Source organism: Nitrobacter hamburgensis X14 (assembly GCF_000013885.1).
Lineage (GTDB): Bacteria > Pseudomonadota > Alphaproteobacteria > Rhizobiales > Xanthobacteraceae > Nitrobacter > Nitrobacter hamburgensis.
In genome coordinates this window covers 3,397,147-3,416,632 of record NC_007964.1, presented here as the reverse complement: position 1 = coordinate 3,416,632, position 19,486 = coordinate 3,397,147, and the positions used below count along the sequence as shown (strand labels likewise).

The window sequence follows — 19,486 nt, the reverse complement described above, 5'->3', positions numbered from 1 at the left end:
AGGTTCTCTGGAGTCGGGATGTTGAACGTTGTATCCACCACATCGCGGGGAGACGCGTCGATGTCCGCCAAAAACGGCGCAGTCAAGCTGGTCGCCGGCAACTCCAATCCGGCGCTGGCGCGAGAAATTGGCAACTGGCTCGGGCTTAACCTCACCAAAGCCAGCGTGCGGCGCTTTGCCGACAACGAAATCTTCGTCGAAGTCCTCGAGAACGTGCGCGGCTCGGACGTCTACGTGATCCAGTCGACCTCGTATCCGACCAACGACCATCTGATGGAGCTTTTGATCATCACCGACGCGCTGCGCCGCGCTTCGGCGCGCCGGATCACCGCGGTGATTCCCTATTTCGGCTATGCGCGGCAGGATCGCAAGGTCGGTTCGCGCTCGCCGATCTCGGCCAAGCTGGTGGCCAACCTGATCACGCGCGCCGGAACGGATCGCGTGCTGACGGTTGATCTGCACGCGGGGCAGATTCAGGGCTTCTTCGATATTCCGACCGACAACCTTTACGCGTCGCCGGTGATGGTCCGCGATATCAAGGAGCGGTTCGATCTCGGCAACCTGATGGTGGTGTCGCCCGACGTCGGCGGCGTGGTGCGCGCGCGCGGCCTCGCCAAGCGTATCAGTGCACCGCTGGCGATCATCGATAAGCGCCGCGAGCGCGCTGGCGAATCCGAGGTCATGAACGTGATCGGCGACGTCGCGGGCTATACCTGCATCCTGATCGACGACATCGTCGATTCCGGCGGCACGCTGGTCAATGCCGCCGACGCGCTGCTCGCCAACGGCGCCAGGGACGTCTATGCCTACATCACTCACGGCGTGCTGTCCGGCGGCGCCGCCGCGCGCATCGCCGGTTCGAAGCTGAAGGAGCTGGTCGTTACCGACTCGATCCAGCCGACCGACGCCGTGAACAAGACCGGCAATATCCGCATGCTGTCGATCGCCGGATTGATCGGCGAAGCGATCCGTCGCACTGCCGCCGAACAGTCGGTGTCGAGCCTGTTCGACTGAAGGTCTTCCTAGGGGACCGCAGGAGTTTAAGCAGTTTCAATCGGGTAGCGGAGAGTTTGGGGAATATCACTACCATTGATAATCAAAGGCTTTTCCGGCCCATCCCCAAACGAGCGCGAACACCTATAGCGGCGCTACCACGGTGACGAGCACCGGCATCCTCGCGGTTGTGCATTAGCTCGGAGCGCCAGATCATCTGGTGATCCAACGCAGCCTCCGTGAAAAGCGCTAAATTATTAAGATCAGAGCCAGTGGAAAAAGCGCCAAATTAGCGACAAACTGGCCATCAAGTGCGCAGCGAATTTCTAGTTCAGGGTCAACACCACGGCATGCGTCGGCCGCTCCAAACCCGCGCCAGCCCATCCCGCACCAGCACCAAACCAACATCGCCTCTGTCTCGGAGATAGACTGTCGCCAACGTGCGCCCATACCGATCAGTGCCGGAGCGTGACACCGAGAACGGCTCCGCGGATAGCAATTCGCTCAGGCGGGATTTCGCACGTTGTGCCAGGACGCGCTCATAGGGGCACTTCCCGTCAATCTCGGGCGCATCGATCCCGCTTATCCTGATTTTCTCGCTGTCTACCCAGGCCGTGTCGCCATCAACGACGCAGTTGAACCGTACCGGGCCAAAGCACGCCGGCATCGATCGAATGGCATCGACCTTGATAGGTGCGCTCGTGCCGAGAATGTTCAAGCGCAAGCTGTCCCATGTACTCGACACTAGAGCCATGCCGCGCTGTGCTCCGAACTGATACGCTGCAAATCCCCAGGCGATAAGACCGGCCGCGATTAGCGTGCGTCTACCTATCCATTGCCACCGTCGTTCGGTGATCCCGAGGAAGTGGCGCTCTCTGGCGAAGATGAATGGCTTAGACATGGCATCGAGCTTAGCCGCGTTGGCTGGCCCAACGGTTAACACCTCCAGTCAAGTCGGAACCATCGGGGATGCTACTACAAAGGCGATTCCGACGAGGCGATAATTGACACTGCCGTGTTTGTTGCGAACGCCAAAAGTTCGGAGAGTTTTGCGCAGCCAACCCCGCGATTAGCATCGTGACGCTTTTGGCTATCGTAGTATGCCGAGGGTTCAATATAGCGTGCGATAACGGGAAGCTATGCGCCGTTTGATGGTTGCCCTCACACGCCGCGAGCCCGGCCGCGAGAGGCCAACGAAGCAACATGAGTCCGCGCTTGGGTTTTGAGTTCCGACACAGGCAACCCCGCGTCTCGCACTCTGGAAAATTCGCGCGCCGTCATCGTGATCACACCGCGAATGCGTTCGAGAGCCGCTTCAGTTGTGTCGTATTCATTGACAGTAGCGGCCGGCGGCTTCACAAACTCCAACACCTTCCGGATTTGAGTTGATACCAAGTTCGAGCTCACGAATTCGGTCCCAATGACGGATTGACCACGAAGGACCTCGCGGAACTCGGATAATCATCGCTCCGGCAACCCGGCTGCGACGAAGACCCGTTCGAGAGATGCGCCTGCTGCAAGAAAAGCTGCACTGGCATTCTTTGGCGGAAGCTTGACATTGCTTGTATTCGAACCGGGTCGCAGCGCGAGGGCTTTGTCCATTGCCGCTTTTGCGTCGTCCGGTCGTCCCAGTTGCTGGTAGGCGGCGGCCAGCAGCATATAGGGCCGTCCCGATGCCGGCGTGATGGCGATCGACCTGAGCAGCCAGGGCAGCGCTTCTTCGCTGCGGCCCATGAACAAATAGGTCATCCCCGCGCCAAGCAGCCAGGTCCAGCGCGAGACCTGGGGTGTGTCGAAGCGATCCGCCTGCTTGAAGGTCGCGAGCGCGTCCTCGAAGCGTCCCAATTGAAGCTGTGCAAGACCGATGTGGTACAGCGCCAGCCCGTTCCACGGATCGAAATTCAGTGTCCTGGCGCAGGCGACCAGGCTTTCGACAAATTCGTTGGTCGCGTTGAGGAAGCGGCAATAGGCCTCAAGCACGGGAATAGAACTCGGCTTGACCTGCAACGCGCGCTCCAGGATCGCCCTGGCTCTGGTCTCGGCCGCGGCGCTGTCTGCCGGGCTGTACCAGACCATCTGAATGCCGCGCAACTGAAGGGCTGCGAGCGACACGGCGAGGTCAACATTCTCAGGATCGCCGGCGAGTGCTTTTTCCAGCATCGTCTGTGCCGTCGCAAAGCGGTCTCGCGTGGTTCGCAAAATGGACGCCGTCGCCTGCTCAATCACGACATTTGCGCTGCCAGGCGACGCACCGCGTCCGCTTTCAGTCGGTTTCGCCGCCGCATCGAGCAGCGTGCTGATGCGGACCGCAAGCGGGTGACCGATGCTTGCAGCAAGTCGGGATTGTTGCAGCGACAATTCGGCGTCGCCGACGGTAATCGTCGCCGGTGCAGTCCAAACGACCTCGCGGTCCGCCGTTCGGGTCATGCGCACCTGCGCGTCCCATGTCCCTTCGCCTTGCTGCAATTCTCCGCTGAGGACGAAATCCGCCTGCGGCGTGCCGGCGGCCGGTAACGCACTCTGTAATGCCACCACGCGGATATTTTCGATCTTGGCCAATCCATCGGCAAGTCGCACCGTCACGTTTGCCGCCATTGCGGCGGCTTCGCCCCCGGCGGCTTTGATCGGCATCACCGCAATGGTCGGCGGTCCGCGCTCTTCAAAGATAGGAGCCCGCTGGATCGCCGTGGCAACGGCGAGCCCGACAACGACGCTCAGGGCCGCGATCATGGCGGCGGGGCGGCGCAGGCCGGACAGCCGCGACAAGCGTGTCGGTTCGATGGTGACGTCCGGTTTGCCCGGCGTGTCAGGTTCGCCTGGCGCGTCAGTAACGGAGAACGGCGGAACGGGTGAAGGGACGGGCGTGTCGCTGCTCGCCGCCTGGACCGAAACCTCGGCCTCGAAGACATAGCCGTGGCCGGAAACGAGCCTGACCAATTGGCGACGCTCGTCGCCAAGGGCAGTTCGGATCTCCCGGATGCATTGAAACAGGCTGTCGTCGCCGACGTGGACGTTAGGCCAGACCGCATCCATCAATTCCCGCTTGCTCAAAACCCGCCCGGGGTTGGTAGCAAACAGAATCAACAAGCAAAGCGTTTTCGGTCGGAGCTTAAGGGCTTCGCCACCGGGCCCACGCAACTCGGCGCGCGGCCGATCCAGTTGAAACCCCGCGAAACACAGCACCATCGCCCGATCGCCCCACCGTGAGTGAAGCGGGCGTACCAGAAATTTCTCCACGAGACCCAATAAAACCCAAATATCAGAAAAATTTCAGAAAGTAACGGGGCGCTGTCAGGACGGCCGATCTGCAGTCGTGGCAACCAGACGCTGGCTGTCGGTGACACTTATCAGCTTGGACAGGCGTTTTCTCAAAAGCATGTCCGGCCTCACTGGCTTGGAAATTTTATAAAACAGATCAGGTGGTTAGGGTGCGCGTCATTACTCTCACGGAGAGGTCGGGTCGGCGCTCGTCTATTCTGATGAATGGAATCGCAAGCCTTGCATTGGTCGTGGTCTCGAGTGCGGCAGCCCCGCGGTCGTCATCGCCGTGCGCTGAATGATGAGTGAGAAGACGTCACCGCCTGACAGTGCAGATTAACAATAATGCAATGAATGCGAGTGCGGCAGGGGATACAATTATGAGTAAGCATGAAGCAGCCGCGCGCAACGTTGCGCCGCGTCAACCGGCGCGGCTGTCCGGCGTCAAGCCGGCACCCAACCCGGCATTTGCCCGTCGGACTCGGGCGGCACTGCTCGGCAGTACGGCGCTGGTCGGAATCGGGCTGTTTGCTTCGTCCGCCCTGGCCGCCTCGATCGATGCGGGCGATACGGCCACGCTTCAGGCGGCCATTCTCGCTGTCAATGCCGGCACTTACGACACTATCAATATCACCGGCGACATCACCCTGACGGCCGAACTGACGGCGGTCACCAAGGGTGTCACCATCACCGGGAATGGCCACACCGTCAGCGGCGGCAACACGTATCGGGTGTTTTTTATCGATGCCCCGAGCGGCGCGGCGGTCAACATCTCCAATGTGACGATCGCCGACGGCAAGGCCAAGGGCGGCGACGGCGGTGGCCAGGGCGGCGGCGGTATGGGTGCCGGCGGAGGCATCTTTGCCATGTCGGGTGCTATCACTCTCACTGATGTCGATTTTTCTGGGAATGTGGCCCAAGGAGGCAATGGTGGCGGCAACGCTCCTGTTGGCGGCGGGGGTGGCATGGGTGGAAACGGTGGCACCGGCACCAGTATGGGTTATGCGGGCGGCGGTGGGGGTGTCGGAGTTCTTGCGTCGGGCGGAAATAACACTGTCTCTGGCAGCGCTGGAATTCTTTCAGGTGGAAACGGAGGTTCTGGCAGCACCACCGGCGGCGGAACTAGCAGTGGTGGCGGCGGCGGCGGTAACAATGGCGGCGGCGGTGGCGGTCTAGGTGGTTTTGCGGCGTCGGGTGGATTCGGCGGTGGCGGCGGATTTGGTGGCGGCGGTGGTGGCGGCGGCGGCTTTGCCGCTGGAAACGGTGGCTTCGGTGGCGGCGGCGGCGGCGGGTGGCAAGGCGCGATAACCGCCGGACATGGTGGCTTCGGTGGTGGCGGCGGCGGCGGTCAGAGCGCTGGCGGCGGGGGCTTCGGCGGGGGCGCCGGGAGGAACAATAACCTTGGCGGCGGCGGCGGCGGTATGGGCGCTGGTGGCTCCATTTTTGTATGCACAGCAGCCATCAGTGGGTCATGTGGTGCAACGTTGGCGATCTCTAACACGGTTAGCCACGACTTGACTGGCAGTGTCGGGGCCGGCAGCGGAGGTTTAGGGGCCGCCAATGGTGCGGCTCTGGGCGGCGCATTGTTCCTGACCAATGGCGGCGTGGGCAATTTCAACGTCGCTACGGGTACGACGACCACGCTGTCCGGCTCGATCTACGGCTATGGCGATCTGGGTCTCGCGCTGTCCGGCGGCGGCACGCTGGCACTCACCAACGCCAGCAACTATTTCAACGGCATCGCGGTGAGCGGCAGCGGCAGCGAAATCAGCGTGGCCAGCGATGGCGCATTGGGCGGTGGCACCATCGCGCTCGGCGACGGCACCGGCATCAAGTTCACCGCCGCCGGCACCTATACCAAGAACGTCACGGTGAGCGGCGATCCGACCTTCGATACCGGCGCCAACCCGATCATCTATACCGGCAACATCGCTGACGGCGGCGGTGTTGCGGGGGACGTCGAGGTGATAGGCGGCGGCACGCTGACGCTGACCAATGCCGCCAACAGCTATTCCGGCGGCACGGTTGTGAAAGACAGCAGCACGCTGAGCGTCGCCGCCGATGGCGCGATGGGCGCGACCACCGGTGGTTTGACGCTGGGCGATGCCACGACCAGCGGCACGTTGCAGACGACGGCGACCTTCGACACCAATCGCGCGGTGACGATCAATGCCGGCGGCGGCGTTTTTGCGCCGGCGAGCGGCACCACGCTGACCGAAAACGGCATCGTCGGTGGCGCCGGCGCGCTGACCCTGAACGGCGCCGGCACGCTGGCGCTCACCGGCACGAATACTTACCAGGGCGGCACCAACATCAGCGCCGGAACGCTGTCGGTGGCGGCAGACGCCAACCTTGGCGACGCGGCGGCGGGGCTTACGTTTAATGGCAGTGGCGGCACGTTGCAGACCACCGCGAGTTTCGCCACCAGTCGCGGCGTGACCTTGACGGCGGACGGGACGTTCGCGCCAGCGGCGGCGACAACGCTGACGGAAGACGGCGTCATCACCGGCGGCGGCGGTTTGATTCTGAATGGCTCCGGCACGCTGCAATTGACCAACGCCAATAATAACTACGCCGGCGCGACGACGATCGCGGCCGGTACACTGGCGCTATCGGGCTCGGGTTCGATCGCCAGTTCGAGCGGCGTCGACCTGTCCGGTATTTTCGATATCTCGCAGACCTCTGCCGGCGCGACGATCGAAAATCTATCCGGCAATGGCGGTGTCGCGCTCGGATCCAGGACGCTGACCATCGCCAACGGCAATTCGACCTTCAGCGGCTCCTTGAACGATGGTGGACTTGGTGGCGGCGCTGGCGGCGCGCTGACCATCGCCGGCGGCGTGCAGGGATTGTCGGGCGCCAGCACCTACACCGGCGCGACCACCATCGACAGCGGTGCAACGCTGGCGCTGAGCGGCGCCGGATCGATCGCCGCTTCGAGCGGCGTGACGGCAAATGGCATATTCGATATCTCGGCCGCATCGAGTGGCGCGACGATCAGGTCGCTGTCAGGCGGCAGCAGCGGACAAGTCAATCTAGGTGCGAATACACTGACCCTGTCGAATGCGTCAGGGGTCTATTCCGGCACGCTCGGCGCCGTCGGCGACACCGGCGGGTTTGCAATTTCCGGAGGCGTCGAAACGCTGACCGGCGCAACGGCACAGTATACCGGGGCCACCACGATCGCTGGTGGCACGACGCTGACGCTGACCGGCACGACCAGCCTCGCTACGTCAAGCGGCGTTGTGAACGACGGCACTTTTGATATCAGCGGCAATGGCGCCACGACAATCGCGTCGCTGTCGGGCACGACCGCTGGTGCAAGCGTCGCGCTTGGCGGCAACACGCTGACGCTGTCGCAAGCCGCGGGCATCTATGCCGGAGCGATCGGTGGCCTCGGTGGTGGACTGACGATCGGCGGTGGCACCGAGATCCTGACCGGCGCCAACAGCTATAGCGGAGCCACCACCATCGACAGCGGTGCGACGCTGGCGCTGGCTGGCGTCGGATCGATCGCTGCTTCGAGCGGCGTTACGGCGAATGGCACATTCGATATCTCGATTAGATCAGGTGGCGCGACGATCACGTCGTTGACGGGCGCCTCCACCGGTCGGGTGAATTTGGGCGACCAAACGCTGACGCTGTCGAATGCGTCGGATACATTTTCAGGTGTCATCAGTGGCATCAGCGGAGGATTGACCGTCAGTGGCGGCAGCCAGACGCTGTCCGGCGCCAACACCTACACCGGCGCGACGACGATCGATGGCGGTGCGCTGGTGGGTGGTGCTGTAAACACGTTCAGCGCGGCCAGTGCGACGACGATCAACAGCGGCGGTACGCTCGATCTCGGCGGCTTCGCGCAGGCCATCAACAGTGTCGCGCTGGCCGGCGGCACGTTGACCAACGGCGCATTGACCGGGGCAGTGACCTCGACCGGCGGCGCGGTCAGCGACCTCGGCGGCTCGGCGTCCCTGACCAATACGAATGGTACGACAACATTGACCGGCGCCAACAGCTACACCGGTGCGACGACGATCAATGGCGGCACGCTGGTGGGCGGCGCTGCAAACACGTTCAGCGCGGCCAGTGCGACGACGATCAACAGCGGCGGTACGCTCGATCTCGGCGGCTTCGCGCAGGCCATCAGCAATGTCGCGCTGGCCGGCGGCACCTTGACCCACGGAGCATTGACCGGGGCGGTGACCTCGACCGGCGGCGCGATCAGCGATCTCGGCGGCTCCGCGTCTCTGACCAGCACCAGCGGCACGACGACGCTGACCGGCTCCAACAGCTATTCCGGCGGCACGACGATCAATGGCGGCACCGTGTCCACCGACGCTACGGTTGGCACCGGCACCATCACGCTCAATGGTGGGATATTCCAGGTGAGTACGGCCGGGCTTACGTTCAACAACAATTTCAACGTCGGCAGCAATGGCGGCGTGATCGACAATCTGAATTCCTACCCTGATGCGATGACGTTGTCCGGCACGCTTCAGGGGGCGGGTCCGCTTCTATTCGTCGATTCCTATTTCGCATTCGCGACCACCATTTTGTCCGGCAACAACAGCGGATTGTCCGGTCCCATTACGGTCGCCGGCGCAATCCTGCAGGCGAATAACAGCAACGCGGTGGGCACTGGCTCGATTACGCTCAGTGGCGGGACCCTGGTTGCTGGTGCCGACATTTCGCTGGCCAACGATTTCTTTGTCACCCAAAACAGCTTCAATTCCATCGACAGTGGGGGCCACAGCCTGACGATCGCAGGCAAGATTCAGGATGACCCCGTCTATGGTCCCGGTCGGCTGATGTTTCAGGACTTCATAGGTGGCGGTACGACCACCCTGACCAACAATAATACCTACACCGGCGGCACGACGATCTGCTATTGCGCAACGCTGCAACTCGGCGACGGCGGTACCAGTGGTTCGATCCTTGGTAACGTCAGCAATGGCGGTACGCTGATCTTCAACCGCTCCGATAGCCATACCTTCGCCGGTGTGATTTCCGACAATGGCGAAGGTGACAACGCCGAAAGAGGTCGCGTCGTGCAACGCGGTGCCGGAACGACGATCCTCACCGCGGCCAACACCTACAGCGGTGGCACGACCTTCGCGGGCGGCATTCTCAATGCTGGCAGCGCCGGTGCGCTTGGCACACTGGGAATGCTCAGCTTCACCGGCGGCACGCTGCAATACAGCGCGGCCAACCAGACCGACTACTCCAGTCGCTTCTCGGCCGCCCCAAACCAAGCCTACAGCATCGATACCAACGGGCAGACCGTCACTTATGCCAGCGCACTCGCCTCGGCGGGCGGCAGTCTGACCAAGCTCGGTACGGGAACGCTGATACTCGCAGCCGCCAACACCTACACCGGCGCAACGAATGTCAACGCCGGCACGTTGACGACGACCGGGTCGATCATGGGTGGCGTGACAAATAGCGCGACGGTCAACGCCAATGGCGGAGCGATCGCCGGCGCGATCGTCAACAATAGCGGTGGCACGTTCAATGTCGGCGGCACGTTCTTCGGCAATTCGACATTCAGCAACGCCTCCGGCGCGACGCTGGCTATCGGTGGCAGCGGCGCTTACACGCTGCAAGGGCTGCTGACCAACAGCGGCGCGATGAACGTGGCCTCAGGCGGCACACTGGATGCGACGACAGGCGGCATCACCAACAGCGTCGGCGGCGTCATTACCAACAACGGTACGGTGCGTGACGACCTCGACAACGCCGGCGCCGTGACCAACAACGGCAACTATGTCGCCACCGTTGCCTCGAACACCGGCAGTATTACCAATGCGGCGACCGGGACCTGGACCGGCGACGTGGTGTCCAACACCGGCACCATTACCAACAGCAACACCTGGACCGGCAGCATCGCCAACGCCGGCCTGTTCAACAACACCGCCGGCGCGACGCTGTCCGGGCTGTTGACCAACAGCGCCGGCACGACCACCAATAATGGTGCACTGAACGGCGGCGCGATGATCGCCGGCGGTACGCTCCGCGGCGCCGGCAGCGTCACCGATCTGACCATCGGCAGCGGCGGCAGCTTCGCACCGGGCAACGGCACGGCGGGTTCGTCGATGCGGGTGAGCGGCAATCTCGCGCTGCAATCAGGTGCGCAGTATGTCGTGACGCTCGATCCGGCGATGGCATCGTATGCCGACGTCAGTGGTACGGCGAGCCTCGGCGGCGCGACGGTGAATGCGGTCTATGCCAGCGGCAGCTACGTCGAGAAGCGCTACACCATCCTCAAGGCCGCCGGCGGCGTCAGCGGCACCCTCTCTGGCCCGGTCAATACCAACCTGCCGACCAACTTCAAGACCGCGCTCGCCTATGATGGCAACAATGCCTATCTCGATCTGAATTTGAATTTTGCCAGACCTACCGGCCTCAATATCAATCAATCCAACGTCGCTACGACGCTGGTGAACTTCTTCAACAGCACCGGCGGCATTCCGCTGGCGTTCGGCGCGCTGTCGCCGCAGGGGTTGACGCAGGTCTCCGGCGAACTCGCCACTGGCACGCAGCAAACCACCTTCGATGCGATGAACCTGTTTCTGGGGCTGCTGACCGATCCGTTCGTCGCCGGGCGCAACGGTGGCGTTGCGCCGTCAGGCAATGCGCCATCCTTTGCGGCGGAAGACCACGACGCGCTCGGTTACGCTGCGCGCGGCAACGGCCGCAATGCCTCTGAGCGCAACGCCTATGCCGCGATGTCGCGCAAGGCATTGCCAATGGCGCCAACCTTCGATCAGCGCTGGAGCGTGTGGACGGCTGGCTATGGTGGTTCGCAAACCACGTCAGGCAACAGCGTCGTCGGCTCCAACACCACGACCGGTAGCCTGTACGGCGTTGCCGTCGGCGCCGACTACCGGCTCTCGCCGGATACGCTGGTCGGGTTTGCGATGGCGGGCGGAGCGACCGGCTTCCACCTTGCCAACGGCCTCGGCTCCGGCCGCAGCGACCTGTTCCAGGCTGGTGCGTTCGTGCGCCACACCATCGGCGCGGCCTATCTCTCCGGTGCACTGGCCTATGGCTGGCAGGATGTCACCACCGACCGCACGGTGACTGCGGCCGGCATCGAGCGGTTGCGGGCCAATTTCAACGCCAACGCCTTCTCGGGGCGGATCGAGGCCGGCTACCGCATCGCCACGCCAGGGATGGGCCTCACGCCGTATGCAGCCGGCCAGTTCACCACCTATGATTTACCAGCTTATGCCGAGCAGGGCGGCACCGGCAGCCTGTTCGCGCTGAGCTATGCTGCGAAGAACGTCACGGCGTCGCGTTCCGAACTCGGCCTGCGCACCGACAGGTCGTTCGCGCTCAACGATGCCATCCTGACCTTGCGCGGCCGTGCGGCGTGGGCACACAACTTCGACACTGACCGCAGTATCGCCGCGACGTTCCAGTCGTTGCCCGGAGCATCATTCGTCGTCAACGGCGCGGCGCAGGCACGCGAGGCCGCCTTGGTCACCGGCTCCGCCGAAACGAAATGGGCCAACGGCTTCGCGCTCGCCGCCACCTTCGAGGGCGAGTTCTCCGACACTACATCAAGTTATGCCGGGAAGGGCGTCATTCGATACGCGTGGTGAAGCCGATGCCCAGAGCATGATGCCGAAAAAGCGGTCTTCGGAGACATCGTGATCTAGCGGCTGGCTCATAAAGGATTTGTAATGGTCTTAATTGTCGACGGCGATCGGAATCCAGGCCACTGCGGCGGATTAAAACCAAGCCAGTTCGGGCGCAGGAGGTCGGATGATGCCGATCGGCAACTCCGGTACCGGTAAGACCCGGCTTTCGGGGTTGTGCGGTGGCATCAAATCGTGACATCGCGAGTCATCGCAACCAACCGGCAGGGCTAGTAAGTGGCTGAGACTTATCTTCCGAAAACCGAATACAACCGGCTTGCGGAGACGCTTTTGAGCGCCGCGCCGATCCCTAACATTGAGCCGTGCCTGTTCGCCGACGTGGCCAAGGATGAGATGAGGGCGGCGTTAGGCAAGCGTCATGACGTGTGGCTGGAGACGGTCGATCCGAATAAGGTAAGCGAATGGGTGTCCAAGATAGAGGGGAGGGCGAAACAATGAGCAGTTGGACGCTTGGTGCTCGTTCTGCCGAGAAGGCACCCGAAAAGGGCATCGTCGCGATTGATCTTACAATCGATGGCGGATCACCGATTACATTGGACTCGGACGAATCTGAGAGGTTGGTAACCGCGTTGGGCAAGGCGCTTGCGGGTATTGATAACGCGTCCGGCCAAATTTCGTGCGTGAACGCAGGCAATCAAATCGTCATTAGAGTCGATAAAACCACGATAGCTGCCCTTAGGTATGACAAGGCGGAGCTGATGCGCAGTCAGTTGAAAGAACTTCTGGCCGGCAACGCCACTGAATTTTCTGGTTAAGGTGCCGCAAGCCTTTTTGTCGGAGCCGCGTGGTTATAACGCTCGACAAGGGCGCCGATCTGTTGCGCGCCATAGGAATTGAGAAGGACGAACTCACCATCAGCGACGACATACTCCGGATCGACCAGAATACTGGATCGATGACGCCTTTCCCGTAATAGCGAAAACATCCAAAAACTTTGGCTCTCGCATATTCTTTAGGGCGGCTGCCCACCCAATGACCTGAGGTTCTTCAGGCAATTTCGTTCTTTGGACCAATCCCCGAGGCGGCCTTGTAGTCCGCAACCAGCTTCAGGACCGTTACCAAGGCTCTGGTAAGCCGCGCCGCGCCATGCGAGCGCACAAACTCAGCTTGAGAGGGGACATTGCTCGAACGGCGTTCCCGAAAACCAACCTTCCGTGGCTGTCCGCGAATTAGCGGAATCCTTGTCCCGTAATTACTGAAATCACTGTCCGCGAATTACCGAAATCGCTGTCTCGAAATTACTGAAACACGCAGTCTGGATCAACGTCACAACAAATCCGACAGCAGAGTGAATTGCGCGTCAGATCACCCAGGCCTTTCCTTGGGATGAGGCTCCGCACTACCTGATCCGCGATCGCGACCAAATCTATGGCGCGGTTGTCACCCGCCGATTGCGCGCCATGGGCATCCGGGACAGGCCCACCGCACCAGCTTCGCCCTGGTAGAATGGCTTTGCCGAACGGTTGATCGGATCGATCCGGCGTGAGTGTGTGGACCACATCATTATCTTGGGCGAGGTGCATCTGCGTCGAGCCCTGCAATCCTACGCCGACTATTACAATAGCGTCAGAACGCATCGATCTTTGAACAAGGATGCGCCGGTTTCTTGCCCGGTTCAGCGAACCGGCGTGATCAGTTCACGCGCCATCCTGGGCGGCCTTCATCACCGCTACGCCCGTGTTTAAGTTTTCCGGTACACACACCGGTCACGTGTCTGCCGTCAGCGCCCATGAGACAAATTGAGGGACTTTCCGGAGGGAGGATTTCTGGTTCATCGTAGCCGCAAGGAGCGCAGATGAAACAGAAATCCGGGCCGGGCAAAGTGCCGGCAGAACGAGTGCTGAAGGACATCCGACGTCAGACCCGCCGGCAGTACTCGGCGGAAGAGAAGATCCGCATTGTGCTGGAGGGGCTGCGCGGCGAGGAGAACATCTCCCCGAGCACCGTGAACGAGCAGGCTACGCAGATGCTGGTTGCCCCGCTTTGAGATACCCATCAGCGTAGTGCGATCGCCGCTGGAGAACTGTCGTGGCACGAGGCCAACCCAGGCGGCGAGATGGCGACCGTTCTTGAACTCGGCGCCGTCACCGATCGCCGCAACGATGGCTGTGGCGGTCTTCGGACCGACACCCTTGATCTTGGCAATCCTCTGACAAGGCTCGCTGCTGTGGAAGACGCGATCGATCTTCTGGTCGAACAGCCCGATCCGGCGGTCGAGATCGCGCATAAGATCATAGAGTTCGGCAATCGCTTCGCGCGCCATTGGCGTCAGGTCATTCTTCAGGTCGGACAGAAACTCTGGAATCAACCGCCTGGCACGCGTGATTGACTTTGCCATGGCAAAACCGCGGTCGAGCAGAAGACCGCGGATCTGGCTGACCACGGCAGTGCGATGATTGACCATGCGTTGGCGAGCGCGATGCAGAGCCTGGATATCCTGCTGCTCGACCGTCTTCTTCGGGACGAGCGGGATGTGCGGTTGGCGTGCGGCGGTGCAGATCGCTTCAGCGTCGTTGCCGTCGTTCTTCTGCCGGCGCACAAAGGGCTTCACATATTGCGGGCTGATGATCTTCACCCGGTGGCCAAGTGCCTCAAACTTACGAGCCCAGCAGAACGCGCCCGTGCATGCTTCGACCACGATCGTGCAGCGCTCGACCTGTGCAATAATGTCGAGAAGCTGATCGCGCATTACACGCCGCTTCAGCACGACGCTGCCATGATGATTGACCCCGTGAAGTTGAAACACGTTTTTGGCGATATCGATACCGAGCGTCTCGACGGTCATTGTAGCTCTCCTTCCTCTTCCAGGCTCTCAGCCTGAATGGTCGAGGGAGAGCCGTCCATCCCATTAGATGGTACGATCGCTACCGCGCGGGCGGCATTGAGGCGTTGGCCGATCATCGGTCGAGGCCGAACCGGGTCTGGAATCGCATCCCCGACGATGTGCGGGGCCAGATCATTGGACTGGCGCTGGAGCTCCCCGAGCTGTCCCCGCGAGAACTGGCGGTGCGCTTTACCGATGAGCGAAAGTACTTTGTCTCCGAGGCTTCGGTCTATCGGCTGCTGAAGGCGCACGATCTCATCACCAGCCCGGCTTATGTGGTGATCAAGGCGGCGAACGAGTTCAAGGACAAGACCACCGCCATCAATCAGCTCTGGCAGACCGACTTCACCTATCTCAAGATCACCGGCTGGGGCTGGTACTATCTGTCGACCGTGCTGGACGACTTCTCGCGCTACATCGTGGCCTGGCGGCTCGGCCCCACCATGTGCGCTTCCGACGTCACGGCGACGCTGGACCAGGCGCTCGCGGCCTCGGGGCTGGACCACATCAATGGAAAGCAGCGGCCGCGGCTTCTCAGCGACAACGGATCGAGTTACGCGGCGGACGACCTGGCCAAGTGGCTCGAGAGCAAAGGCATGCAGCACGTGCGCGGCGCGCCGTATCATCCCCAGACCCAAGGCAAGATCGAGCGCTGGCATCAGACCTTGAAGAACCGCATCCTGCTCGAGAACTATTACCTGCCTGGCGATCTCGAGCGGCAGGTCGGCGCCTTCGTCGAGCACTACAATCACGACCGCTATCATGAAAGCATCGACAATCTGGCCCCGGCTGACGTCTACTTCGGCAGGTCCGAGACCATCCTCGCAGAACGTCAGCGCATCAAACGCGATACCATCGCAAACCGTCGCTTGCAGCATCGACTGCAGGCCGCTTAAACTCTAACCCTGATGAGCCAGAGCCGCCCTTCTCAAAATCCCTGATCAGTCTCAAATCATCTGACGACGGACAACCGGTCACGATCGGCGCCGGTCGTGACCCCACTCCGATCGGCTTTTTTTCGATTGTCTTTATGGCGTTGCTGCCGACACTTGGATCGATCTGACCCCTGTGCCGATTCACAGATTAGGAAAAGCACAGAGGCTCCAAGAGCTACGAGCTCGTCGAGTTGATTTGCTCCTAATCCGCGTATCTCCATGACGGCCTACGGCTATGGTTCACGCCGTGATTTGAGGCCTGACACATGATCCCACCCAATCACATGCCGGAAACGATCGAAAAAGAGCTTGCATGAAACGGGGCAATGGTATGGACCCCGCCCTCGCGGCGAGGTGGAATCTCGAGCGTTAACTGCGATGAAGGAGGATGTCATGCAGGTCGTTCGGATAGGTCTGGATCTTGCGAAATACGTGTTTGAGGTTCATGGCGTCGACAGCCACGGGAAAGTCGTCGTGCGCAAGACGCTGCGTCGCAATGCGGGAGCCCACTTCTTTGCCAACTTGCCACCGTGCCTGGTCGGCATGGAAGCCTCGAACGGTGCGCATTACTGGACAAGAGTGCTCACTGAGTTCGGCCACCAAGTGCGGTTGATCAGCCCGCAGTTCGTGACACCGTACGTGAAATCCAACAAAAACGACCGAAACGACGCGGAAGCCATATGTGAAGCCGTCGGCCGACCATCAATGCGCTTCGTGCCGCCGAAATCGGTGGATCAGTTGGCGGTGCAAGCCGTTCATCGCATTCGCCGGCGTCTAGTCGCGGACCGGGTCAGGCTCGTCAATCAGATTCGCGGTCTTCTTTCCGAGCATGGAATTGTCATCGCCCGTGACATTACGCAGTTACGACGCGGCCTCGCGAATATTGTCGGGAGCAGCGATGACGGGCTCAGCGACCTGGTTCGGTCGCTCATGCGGGAATTGCAAGTCGAGATGGCTGAACTCGATCAGCGAATAACATCCTATGATCGACGGATACGGGAAATCTTCCGCAACAGCGAGCAATGCCAGCGCTTGGGCAAAATCGAAGGTATTGGCCCTGTGACGGCGACGGCATTGATTGCTGCCGTGGGGGACAGAACGTGCTTCAGAAATGGCCGCCAGTTTGCCGCATGGCTGGGCTTGGTGCCGAAGCAGCGATCGAGTGGAGGGCGAGTTCGTTTGTTCGGCATCAGCAAGCGCGGCGACCGTTATTTACGCACCCTGATGATCCATGGCGCTCGCGCCGCTTTGGGTCGAGCCGGCGGCAAACAAGATCCTCGAAGCCTCTGGCTCGGCAAATTGCGGCAGCGGCGACATCCCAATGTTGCGGCTGTCGCGCTCGCCAACAAGAATGCCCGCATCGTGTGGGCCATGCTTTCCGGCAATGCATCCTACGAACCGGCGATGTCAGTGACGGTAGCCTGAGGCAAAGCCGCAAACGGAAGAAAGAGAAGGAGGTTTCACCCCAGCAATTGCAGCAAATGGCAGGAGATGGCGAAACAGTCACCACGTCGCTTCCCGAACCTGATGTGTGGACCGGCATGGCTTAGCCAATGCCTCCGGGGCATTGAGGTGGAAGCGGGCGAAAATCCATCGAGGCTCGCGGCGAAGATTGGTCAAGCCGCATCAGGAAGCCGGATATACGTCAGCAGTTGTGACCTGTGATCCTGATCCGTCCAACCTGTTGCAATCGGGCGGGGTCCATATACATCCACACATGGAGCCTCCGGCAAAACCCGGGACGGTTCACTGTGTAGCGACCGCGGCTTCTATGTGGCGGACGACCTAGCCAAGTGGCTCAAGAGCATGAAGAGCTGGAATCCGTGCAATCTCCCGACCGTCCTCATGCACTATAACCACAACAGAGGCTGATGCACCGCGTTTCTGTAATCCATCAGCGACATTTTGCGCCCAAGCGATCGCAGCGGCATCGTCGCAGCGTATCAGTCCAAAGCGATCACGAAGGTCCGCCTGTCCTACGACGTGGAAGTAGTAGCGCGGCATAGCACCCGAAGTCGTCGAGTTTGATTCGAGCTTAAACAAAGCACATCTCCTTCCACTCCTTGGAAGTGTGGACTTGTGCGTCCACATTGTGACGCGGAACATATCTCCATAATAACCGGCCACCGCGCGGCCCGCAGCCGGTAGGCGACAACCTTGCTTCATCAGCGCGAGCTAGGAAGCTTTTTTGACAGATCGTCTTGCAGCACCGCATTGTCCAGGCTGAGATCTACCAGAAGCTTCTTGAGCCGCGCATTTTCCTCTGCGTGAACTCCCGGACCTGGTCCGATCCCGATCCGCCGTATTGCGTCTTCCACAAGTAGAAGGCCTGCTCTGATATCCCTGCCTTGCTGATTAAATCGGCCACCGGCAGGCCCAACTCCGCCTGCTTCAAAAGCTCGACAATCCGCTCAAACAGTTCCCGTCTCATTGGCCGATCTTCGCCGTCAGCAAATCCGCCGAAAAACTAACATCAATATCCGGTCAATTGTTTTTTACGCCTTCGGCGCTACCCGCCGAGCCCATGGTCATGATTTATCAGGCGTAACTTACACCAAGATTACAAGGATTGCAGTCATGCACCCCGTTGGTCTGCCCCCTGAAAAGTGGTCCTCCCTGAATTAGGCTATTAGCCGTTAGAGAGGACATTGGAATGCCCCAGAAGAAGCACAAGCCACTACGCTGTGAGAAAAAGAGCGGAGAACATTTACTCAGTACGAACCTTTCAGCCTTTTGGCACTTTTCGGACATGGGACCACGTCCGACTTCAGTCCGTTATGCGGACCAAAGCGGACGTCTGCCGTTCCGATCCAAGTTTAGGGGTCACGCTTGTCCGTCGTCAGATGATTTGAGACTGATCAGGGATTTTGAGAAGGGCGGCTCTGGCTCATCAGGGTTAGAGTTTAAGCGGCCTGCAGTCGATGCTGCAAGCGACGGTTTGCGATGGTATCGCGTTTGATGCGCTGACGTTCTGCGAGGATGGTCTCGGACCTGCCGAAGTAGACGTCAGCCGGGGCCAGATTGTCGATGCTTTCATGATAGCGGTCGTGATTGTAGTGCTCGACGAAGGCGCCGACCTGCCGCTCGAGATCGCCAGGCAGGTAATAGTTCTCGAGCAGGATGCGGTTCTTCAAGGTCTGATGCCAGCGCTCGATCTTGCCTTGGGTCTGGGGATGATACGGCGCGCCGCGCACGTGCTGCATGCCTTTGCTCTCGAGCCACTTGGCCAGGTCGTCCGCCGCGTAACTCGATCCGTTGTCGCTGAGAAGCCGCGGCCGCTGCTTTCCATTGATGTGGTCCAGCCCCGAGGCCGCGAGCGCCTGGTCCAGCGTCGCCGTGACGTCGGAAGCGCACATGGTGGGGCCGAGCCGCCAGGCCACGATGTAGCGCGAGAAGTCGTCCAGCACGGTCGACAGATAGTACCAGCCCCAGCCGGTGATCTTGAGATAGGTGAAGTCGGTCTGCCAGAGCTGATTGATGGCGGTGGTCTTGTCCTTGAACTCGTTCGCCGCCTTGATCACCACATAAGCCGGGCTGGTGATGAGATCGTGCGCCTTCAGCAGCCGATAGACCGAAGCCTCGGAGACAAAGTACTTTCGCTCATCGGTAAAGCGCACCGCCAGTTCTCGCGGGGACAGCTCGGGGAGCTCCAGCGCCAGTCCAATGATCTGGCCCCGCACATCGTCGGGGATGCGATTCCAGACCCGGTTCGGCCTCGACCGATGATCGGCCAACGCCTCAATGCCGCCCGCGCGGTAGCGATCGTACCATCTAATGGGATGGACGGCTCTCCCTCGACCATTCAGGCTGAGAGC

At 61.0% G+C, this 19,486-nt stretch carries 9 protein-coding genes and 6 pseudogenes; 9 read left to right on the top strand and 6 right to left on the bottom strand.

Annotated features, from left to right (window positions below; all coding sequences use genetic code 11):
- Nucleotides 1-60 precede the first annotated feature (60 nt).
- Nucleotides 61-1,014, top strand: coding sequence for a ribose-phosphate pyrophosphokinase (locus NHAM_RS15860; RefSeq protein WP_011511487.1), 954 nt, complete (start codon nucleotides 61-63; stop codon nucleotides 1,012-1,014).
- A 316-nt stretch (nucleotides 1,015-1,330) separates the two neighbouring features.
- Here NHAM_RS15860 and NHAM_RS28360 read toward each other — a convergent pair whose 3' ends face one another.
- Together NHAM_RS28360 and NHAM_RS15850 are read right to left on the bottom strand one after the other, a co-directional pair.
- Nucleotides 1,331-1,894 carry a thermonuclease family protein gene (locus NHAM_RS28360; protein WP_245269921.1) on the bottom strand — a complete coding sequence of 188 codons (564 nt, stop codon included), beginning with the start codon at nucleotides 1,892-1,894 and terminating at the stop codon, nucleotides 1,331-1,333.
- A 560-nt stretch (nucleotides 1,895-2,454) separates the two neighbouring features.
- Nucleotides 2,455-4,179, bottom strand: a complete 1,725-nt coding sequence (locus NHAM_RS15850; protein ID WP_011511484.1) for a winged helix-turn-helix domain-containing protein — start codon at nucleotides 4,177-4,179, stop codon at nucleotides 2,455-2,457.
- Nucleotides 4,180-4,631: 452 nt separating this feature from the next.
- Between NHAM_RS15850 and NHAM_RS26850 the strand changes: the two genes are divergently transcribed.
- From NHAM_RS26850 to NHAM_RS26845, 6 genes and pseudogenes are all read left to right on the top strand, one after another.
- Nucleotides 4,632-11,855 carry an autotransporter-associated beta strand repeat-containing protein gene (locus NHAM_RS26850; protein WP_011511483.1) on the top strand — a complete coding sequence of 2,408 codons (7,224 nt, stop codon included), beginning with the start codon at nucleotides 4,632-4,634 and terminating at the stop codon, nucleotides 11,853-11,855.
- Between the two features lie 273 nt (nucleotides 11,856-12,128).
- Nucleotides 12,129-12,350, top strand: a complete 222-nt coding sequence (locus NHAM_RS15830; RefSeq protein WP_041358244.1) for a hypothetical protein — start codon at nucleotides 12,129-12,131, stop codon at nucleotides 12,348-12,350.
- A complete protein-coding gene (locus tag NHAM_RS15825; RefSeq protein ID WP_041358243.1) occupies nucleotides 12,347-12,667 on the top strand; it encodes a hypothetical protein in 321 nt (106 codons plus the stop codon). The genes NHAM_RS15830 and NHAM_RS15825 overlap by 4 nt, the downstream gene beginning before the upstream one ends.
- A 29-nt stretch (nucleotides 12,668-12,696) precedes the next feature.
- A complete protein-coding gene (locus tag NHAM_RS28920) occupies nucleotides 12,697-12,825 on the top strand; it encodes a hypothetical protein (RefSeq protein WP_283805351.1) in 129 nt (42 codons plus the stop codon).
- A gap of 544 nt (nucleotides 12,826-13,369) precedes the next feature.
- A pseudogene (locus tag NHAM_RS29345) lies at nucleotides 13,370-13,597 on the top strand (integrase core domain-containing protein); the annotation flags it as partial.
- A 110-nt stretch (nucleotides 13,598-13,707) separates the two neighbouring features.
- Nucleotides 13,708-13,848 (top strand): annotated as a pseudogene (locus NHAM_RS26845) (IS3 family transposase); the annotation flags it as partial.
- Here the strand turns inward: NHAM_RS26845 and NHAM_RS15815 are convergent.
- Nucleotides 13,831-14,697: pseudogene (locus NHAM_RS15815) on the bottom strand (IS110 family transposase); the annotation flags it as partial. The pseudogenes NHAM_RS26845 and NHAM_RS15815 overlap by 18 nt on opposite strands.
- A 65-nt stretch (nucleotides 14,698-14,762) precedes the next feature.
- Between NHAM_RS15815 and NHAM_RS15810 the strand changes: the two are divergent.
- Both NHAM_RS15810 and NHAM_RS15805 read left to right on the top strand, forming a co-directional pair.
- A pseudogene (locus NHAM_RS15810) lies at nucleotides 14,763-15,632 on the top strand (IS3 family transposase); the annotation flags it as partial.
- Between the two features lie 432 nt (nucleotides 15,633-16,064).
- Complete coding sequence (locus NHAM_RS15805; RefSeq protein WP_011511482.1) at nucleotides 16,065-17,096, top strand: IS110 family transposase; 1,032 nt, start codon at nucleotides 16,065-16,067, stop codon at nucleotides 17,094-17,096.
- Between the two features lie 360 nt (nucleotides 17,097-17,456).
- Here NHAM_RS15805 and NHAM_RS29340 read toward each other — a convergent pair whose 3' ends face one another.
- From NHAM_RS29340 to NHAM_RS15795, 3 genes and pseudogenes are all read right to left on the bottom strand, one after another.
- Entirely contained in the window at nucleotides 17,457-17,675 is a 219-nt protein-coding gene (locus tag NHAM_RS29340) for a DUF6894 family protein (protein WP_430707707.1), read from the bottom strand.
- Nucleotides 17,676-17,851: 176 nt separating this feature from the next.
- Nucleotides 17,852-18,102: pseudogene (locus NHAM_RS15800) on the bottom strand (transposase); the annotation flags it as partial.
- Nucleotides 18,103-18,574: 472 nt separating this feature from the next.
- Nucleotides 18,575-19,444, bottom strand: a pseudogene (locus tag NHAM_RS15795) (IS3 family transposase); the annotation flags it as partial.
- Between the last annotated feature and the right edge of the window lie 42 nt (nucleotides 19,445-19,486).